Source organism: Mesorhizobium sp. WSM4841, assembly GCF_055811515.1.
Genome location: NZ_JBVVQC010000009.1, coordinates 241,600 through 247,599 on the forward strand (window position 1 = coordinate 241,600; position 6,000 = coordinate 247,599).

At 62.2% G+C, this 6,000-nt stretch carries 10 protein-coding genes; 6 read left to right on the forward strand and 4 right to left on the reverse strand.

Features of this window, described 5'->3' with window-relative positions:
* Positions 1–23: 23 nt before the first annotated feature.
* Positions 24–524 (forward strand): hypothetical protein, encoded by a 501-nt coding sequence (locus AC0L14_RS14170; RefSeq protein WP_473749887.1) that lies wholly within the window; start codon positions 24–26, stop codon positions 522–524.
* Positions 525–533: 9 nt separating this feature from the next.
* Here the strand turns inward: AC0L14_RS14170 and AC0L14_RS14175 are convergent, their stop codons facing one another.
* On the reverse strand, positions 534–1,175 hold the full coding sequence (locus tag AC0L14_RS14175; RefSeq protein ID WP_473749888.1) for a TetR/AcrR family transcriptional regulator: 642 nt from the start codon (positions 1,173–1,175) through the stop codon (positions 534–536).
* A gap of 113 nt (positions 1,176–1,288) precedes the next feature.
* On the opposite strand from AC0L14_RS14175, the gene AC0L14_RS14180 reads away from it, so the two are divergent.
* Positions 1,289–2,122, forward strand: a complete 834-nt coding sequence (locus AC0L14_RS14180) for a Rossmann-fold NAD(P)-binding domain-containing protein (protein WP_473749889.1) — start codon at positions 1,289–1,291, stop codon at positions 2,120–2,122.
* A 1-nt stretch (position 2,123) separates the two neighbouring features.
* Entirely contained in the window at positions 2,124–2,603 is a 480-nt protein-coding gene (locus tag AC0L14_RS14185; protein ID WP_473749891.1) for an anthrone oxygenase family protein, read from the forward strand.
* A gap of 31 nt (positions 2,604–2,634) precedes the next feature.
* Here the strand turns inward: AC0L14_RS14185 and AC0L14_RS14190 are convergent, their stop codons facing one another.
* The 3 genes from AC0L14_RS14190 to AC0L14_RS14200 form a co-directional block, all read right to left on the reverse strand.
* Entirely contained in the window at positions 2,635–2,961 is a 327-nt protein-coding gene (locus AC0L14_RS14190) for an Rdx family protein (protein WP_473749906.1), read from the reverse strand.
* A gap of 38 nt (positions 2,962–2,999) precedes the next feature.
* Positions 3,000–3,749 carry a YebC/PmpR family DNA-binding transcriptional regulator gene (locus tag AC0L14_RS14195; RefSeq protein ID WP_023800014.1) on the reverse strand — a complete coding sequence of 250 codons (750 nt, stop codon included), beginning with the start codon at positions 3,747–3,749 and terminating at the stop codon, positions 3,000–3,002.
* Between the two features lie 227 nt (positions 3,750–3,976).
* Positions 3,977–4,300, reverse strand: coding sequence for an ArsR/SmtB family transcription factor (locus tag AC0L14_RS14200; protein WP_473749892.1), 324 nt, complete (start codon positions 4,298–4,300; stop codon positions 3,977–3,979).
* A gap of 51 nt (positions 4,301–4,351) precedes the next feature.
* On the opposite strand from AC0L14_RS14200, the gene AC0L14_RS14205 reads away from it, so the two are divergent.
* Genes AC0L14_RS14205 through AC0L14_RS14215 form a run of 3 tightly spaced genes read left to right on the forward strand, consistent with a single transcriptional unit; the run spans position 4,352 to position 5,708 of the window.
* Complete coding sequence (locus tag AC0L14_RS14205) at positions 4,352–4,834, forward strand: SRPBCC domain-containing protein (protein ID WP_287191994.1); 483 nt, start codon at positions 4,352–4,354, stop codon at positions 4,832–4,834.
* 16 nt (positions 4,835–4,850) lie between these two features.
* The gene (locus AC0L14_RS14210) at positions 4,851–5,213 is read left to right on the forward strand and encodes a hypothetical protein (RefSeq protein ID WP_473749893.1); all 363 of its coding nucleotides are present in this window, start codon (positions 4,851–4,853) and stop codon (positions 5,211–5,213) included.
* Positions 5,214–5,240: 27 nt separating this feature from the next.
* Positions 5,241–5,708, forward strand: a complete 468-nt coding sequence (locus tag AC0L14_RS14215; RefSeq protein WP_473749894.1) for an SRPBCC family protein — start codon at positions 5,241–5,243, stop codon at positions 5,706–5,708.
* Positions 5,709–6,000: the final 292 nt, after the last annotated feature.

A 6,000-nucleotide genomic window follows, 5' to 3' on the forward strand; every position in this document is an offset into this window, starting at 1 on the left:
ACTGGTTCGCGAAGGACAGCGACATGATGGCATTCAACGATGAACGATGGTCCGGCGTCACGGGCGGATACAAGGTCGTTTATGATCCACGACCGGCCTTGCGAAGGCTGACCGTTCACTACGGCGACAAGTCGGTCTGGGACGAGCTCTGGAACGAACTGCATCATCAGGGCGATGTTGGAGACGCGTCTTACGCCGCGGTTGTGGAACTGGCTCGCATCTCCGAAGGCCAAACTCCAGTATATTGGGGAGCTTACGGTCTGGCCGCGACGATCGAAGAAGCGCGATTGGCCTACGACCGGAACCCTCCGGTTCCGGATTGGATCGAACCACACTACAAAACCGCGTGGCAGATCCTTTTCGAATTGGCCTTGCGGGACCTGGCAGTTTCGGCGGATGACCCGACCGTAAACTGTGCATTGGCTGTTGTCGCCCTTCATAGAGGCCGGTTCAATCTCGGCCGCATGGCGATGTGCACCGAAGACGAACGCGCGGAAATGCTGCGGGATTATTTCGGCCGGTAGTCTCCGGCTCTATTCGCCAACCAGTTCGCGCAGCGCCATCCGCTTATAGGCGGCGACCAGGTCGTCGCCTTCCTTTCGACCGACCGAGATCGCCAGCCGCATGGTGGCCTCGCCCATCTGCCAGATGAGAAGCGCCGTCGTTTCCAGCGCCGCCGGATCGGCGGCAGGCCGCAGCCGCTTCAGCACGGCGGTGAGGAACTCGCCATTGGCCCGGCTGTCCGCAAGCTCGAGTTCGCGCAGCGCCTTGTCGGCCTGCGTGCCCGACCAGATGTCGCGCATCACCGGCTCCGCCAGGAACAGCCCATAATAAATATCCACCAGCTCCGAAAACGCCCGCCGCAGCCCTTCGGCGTCGCTGACCTGTGCAAGTGCTGCCGCGATGCAGGCCTGGCTTTGAACGGTGTAGCGCTCGGCCAGTGCCCAGATGATCGCCCGCTTGTCCGGGAAGAACTGGTAGAGCGAACCGATCGACACGCCGGCCCGTTCCGCCACTTCGCCCATGCGCATGGCATCGCTGCCTTGCTCGGCGATCAGCGCGGAGGCGGCAGCCAGCATCCGCTCGACCCGCTCGCGGCTGCGTTGCTGACTTGGCGCCCGGCGTGGCGATGCGATCTGACCATCCTGTGAACCCGCTACGGTCGAGCCTTCCATCACTGTCTCCTGGCGAATGATCAACAAATTGGCTTGACTCACAAAATACGAGGGTTTATCACGTTTTGCAAATGTGAGGATTGCTCATGTTTGTAGGGATAAAGGAAATCACCATGACCGACACAGCAAAAAAACCGACTTTGATCCTGGGCGGCACCGGCAAAACCGGCCGTCGTCTCGCGGACAGGCTGACGGCGCGGGGCTTGCCGGTACGGATCGGCTCGCGCTCGGGCACGCCGCCCTTCGACTGGGAAAACGACGCGACCTGGGCCCCCGCGCTTGACGGTGTCGGCGCCGTCTACATCAGCTACTATCCTGATCTTGCGGTGCCCGGTGCGGCCGAAGCGGTCGGCGCCTTCGCCAACCTTGCCGTGGCAAGCGGTGTGCGCCGGCTGGTGCTGCTGTCGGGGCGCGGCGAAACGGAAGCGCAACGCGCCGAAGAGATGCTGAAAGCCTCAGGCGCCGACTGGACGATCCTGCGCTGCGCCTGGTTTTCCCAGAACTTCAGCGAGAGTTTTTTGCTCGATCCGCTTCTCGCCGGTGAGGTGGCTTTGCCGGTCGGCACTGTCGGAGAACCGTTCGTCGACGCCGACGACATTGCCGACGCCGCCGTGACGGTGCTTACCCGGCAAGGCCATATCGGCCAGCTTTACGAGCTGACGGGACCACGGCTGCTGAGCTTCGCCGACGCGGTCGCCGAGATCAGCAAGGCGAGCGGTCGTGACATCCGGTTCAAACGGATTTCGCATGCCGAGTTCACCGCCGCAGTAGCCGGGTACGAGTTGCCGGCCGAGTTCGCCTGGCTGCTCAACGAACTGTTCACCGAGGTGCTCGACGGCCGCAACGAGGGGCTGACCGACGGCGTCGAGCGGGTGCTCGGCCGCGCCCCAAAGGACTTTTCCGCCTATGCAACCGAAACCGCCGCTACGGGCATCTGGAGTGACTGACATGATCATGAAGCTGCTCCCCACCCTCACCTTCATCGCTGCGCTCGGCTCGGGCGTCGTCGCTGGTGTCTTCTTCGCCTTTTCCAGCTTCGTCATGCCGGGCCTCGCCCGCATGCCGGCCGCGGGCGGCATCGCCGCCATGAATTCGATCAACGTCACTGCGGTGACGCCGATGTTCATGACCGCGCTTTTCGGCACCGGGCTGGTCTGCCTTGTCCTCGCCGCCGGCGCTGTCATCGGATGGGGCCAACCGGGCTCGTTGTGGCTTCTCGCCGGCGCCCTGATCTATCTCGTCGGCAACCTGATCGTGACGATGATTTTCAACGTGCCGCTCAACAACGCGCTGGCCGCCGTCGATCCGGCAAGCGCCAATGGCGCCGCTGTGTGGACCACCTATCTCAGGGACTGGGTGATGTGGAACCACGTCCGCGCCATCACCGCCATCGCCGCGCTGGGCTGCTTCATTTTCGCGTGGCGATGAATGCAGGGGCAGAAATATAAAAGACCCTGCGTCAGGCAGGGTCTTTCGACGTTGGATCTTTTGACTTGTGGCCCTTGCGGTCGGCATGGCCGAGATCGCGATCCGGATCGATCACGTCGCGAACCAGTTGCTTGAGCTTTGCGGCATCGGGAAAGCCGCCGTCGCGCTTGCGATCCCAGACCAGCGTGTCGTTGCAGCTGATGGTGAAGATGCCGCCGGTGCCGGGCACCAGTGTCACCTCGCCCAGATCCGTTGCGAAGGTCGACAGCAGCTCCTGCGCCATCCAGCCGGCCCGTAACAGCCACTGGCACTGCGTGCAATAGGTGATGCGGACCTGGGGCAGCGCCTGTTCGCTCATGTCGGACTGAGCTCCGCTCATGTCTGGCTGAGCTCCGCTCATGCGGCGCTGAGCTTCGCCATGGTCTCGTCGTCGACCTCGAAATTGGCGTAGACACTCTGCACGTCGTCATCGTCCTCGAGCGTCGCGACCAGCTTCATCAGCGACTGTGCCCGCTCCTCGTCGACCGCAATGTTGGTCTGCGGCTTCCAGATCGGCTTCACCGATTCAGCCTCGCCGAGCGCGCCTTCCAGCGCCTTCGACACCTCGCCGAGGTTCTCGAAAGCGCAATAGATCGTGTGGCCTTCCTCGTCCGACTGGACGTCGTCGGCCCCGGCCTCGATCGCCGCGTCCATGACCTTCTCGGCGCTGCCGACTGACGCCGGATAGAAGATCTCGCCGACACGGTCCCACATGAACGACACCGAGCCGGTTTCGCCCATCGCCCCGCCGGCCTTGGTGAAGGCGGCGCGCACATTCGACGCCGAGCGGTTGCGGTTGTCGGTCAGCGCCTCGACGATCAGCGCAACGCCACCCGGCCCGTAGCCTTCGTAGCGCACAGCTTCGTAAGTCTCGGCGTCGCCCATCGACGCCTTGTTGATGGCGCGCTGGATATTGTCCTTCGGCATCGACACCGCCTTGGCGTTCTGCACGGCAAGACGCAGGCGCGGGTTCATCGACGGATCCGGCGTGCCGCTCTTGGCGGCGACGGTTATTTCGCGCGCCAGCTTGGAAAACATTTTCGACCGCACCGCGTCCTGGCGGCCCTTGCGGTGCATGATGTTCTTGAACTGTGAATGGCCAGCCATGGCACCCCTGTCGTCTTCTCGGCTAGAGCATCCTGCAGCGAAGTAATTACCTCGCCTTTTGCCAAATGCTCGAAGTCAAAATTTCAGAACGTCCCTGGTGCGTCCGGATGGACGTACGGCGCTCTATGTCGGAATGGCCGGCTTATAGATAAATCGGCTCAATTCGTCCAGCCGCGCCGTAAGGGTGGTGCGGCAACGTAACCGCCAGCTGCTTTCCTGCGGCCATTTCACCCCTCCAGATCGGATTTCAGCTGGTCGAGAATGCTGATCGCATGCGTGGCGTACTGGCTGATCCAGCGGTCGTGGATCTGCTTGATCGGCAGCGCATTGAGATAGTTCCAGCGTTCGCGCCCCTCGCGCTGCGCCACCACCAGGTCGGCTTCCTCCAGCACTTTCAGATGCAGCATGACGGTGCAGCGGTCCATGTCAGGAAAGGCATCGCACAGCATGCCGGTGGTCCGCGGCGCGTCTTTCAACTCGTCCAGCAACGCACGCCGGCGCGGATGCGCCAGCGCCTTGAAAACATTGTCGTCCTGCGCTTTGCTTGACATGTTATGTTTTTATAACATAATACCGATCCAATCAAGGAAGGAGCTGTGGATATGTCTCTTGGATTCAGAGTTTCGGGCCGCATCGGCAAACCGGTCGCCGAAGTTTTCGACGCGGTCGTCAACCCGAACAAACTCAGCGGCTATTTCACCACAATCGGCGGCGCCAGTGCCCCGCTGGTGGCCGGCGCCAAGGTCGTCTGGTGGGGCAAGGTTCCGGTCGAGGTCGACGAGGTGGAGAAAGACAACCGCATCGTGCTGCGCTGGGACGCCACCGACGCCGACGGCAAGCCGGCTTACAAGACGCGCATCGAGATGAATTTCGAGCCGCTGGACGACGGCGGCACCTTCGTCACCATCGCCGAGGCCGGCTGGCACGAGGACGCGGTCGGCCTGAAGAAGTCCTACCTCAATTGCGAGGGCTGGTCGCAGATGCTGGCCTGCATGAAGGCCTATGTCGAATACGGGATCAATTTGCGCGACGGCTACTATCGCAGCGAGATGAAGGGCGAGCCGGCGAGCGAAGACAATATCTGAGAAGACGGAGGAAAGAATGGCTGCGAAGATCAACGGCGGCATCAACATCGCCATGAAGGTGCCGCCACACCAATACCAGGAGACGATCGCCTTCTACCTCGATGTCGTCGGCCTGAAGCCGTTCACGGCCAAGGCGCCGGCCATCGGTTTCGAACTCGGTCCCAATCGCCTGTGGATCGACGAAGCGCCGATGCTGAGCCAGGCCGAGGTCTGGCTGGAGCTGTTCACCGATGATTTTCCGGCCGCCGCCGATCATCTCGCCAAGGCCGGCGTCGTGCGCTGCGACGCCATCGAGGCGCTCGGCGAAGGTTTTCGTGGCGGCTGGATCACCAATCCGGCCAACATCATTCACCTGGTGCGCGAACCCGACGCATGGTGACGGAGACCTGTTCGGAAGGAGGACGATATGGACATCCGTGAGACACCGACCGCCGAAGCCGGCATGCTGATCCGGCGGCCGGTCGCAGAAGTGTTCGAAGCCATCGTCGATCCGGCGATCACGACGAAATTCTGGTTCACCCACGGCAGCGGCAGGTTGGACAGCGGCAAGGAAGTTCGCTGGGAGTGGCGGATGTATGGCGTTTCGACGCCGGTCACGGTCAGCGAGTTCGTCAGGAACGAAAAGATCGTCATGCAATGGAGCGATCCGCCAACCACCGTGGTCTGGACCTTCACCGAGATGCCCGGCGGCACGACCTTTGTCGAGGTTCGCAATTTCGGCTTTGCCGGCAGCCCCGATGAGCAGGTCAAGCTGGCGATCGGTTCGACCGATGGCTTCGCGCTGGTGCTCGCCGGCGCCAAGGCCTGGTTGGAGCAAGGCCTGGCGCTTGGCCTGATCGGCGACCGTCACCCGAAGGGTGTGCCTACCGACTAAGTCGCCGGGTGCCAAAAGCCATTCTGCAGCGATCCTTCCCACCCCCCTCTGTCCTGCCGGACAAAGGGGGTGCTGTCCCATAGGCGCTAACTTAGGGGTAGACTGGTGGAATCGAGATGTGATTCCTGGGCCAGATGCAAAGGAATGATTCCATTGAAAGCGACTGGCAGGCTCTGATCTCGAGACTGTCGCAATGTGTTGATCTTGACACGACAGCGCGAGCGACGGGAGCGCTGGTACGTCGTCGCAATGTTGCGGACGCAGCGACATTGCTGCGTCTGGCCTTGGCCTA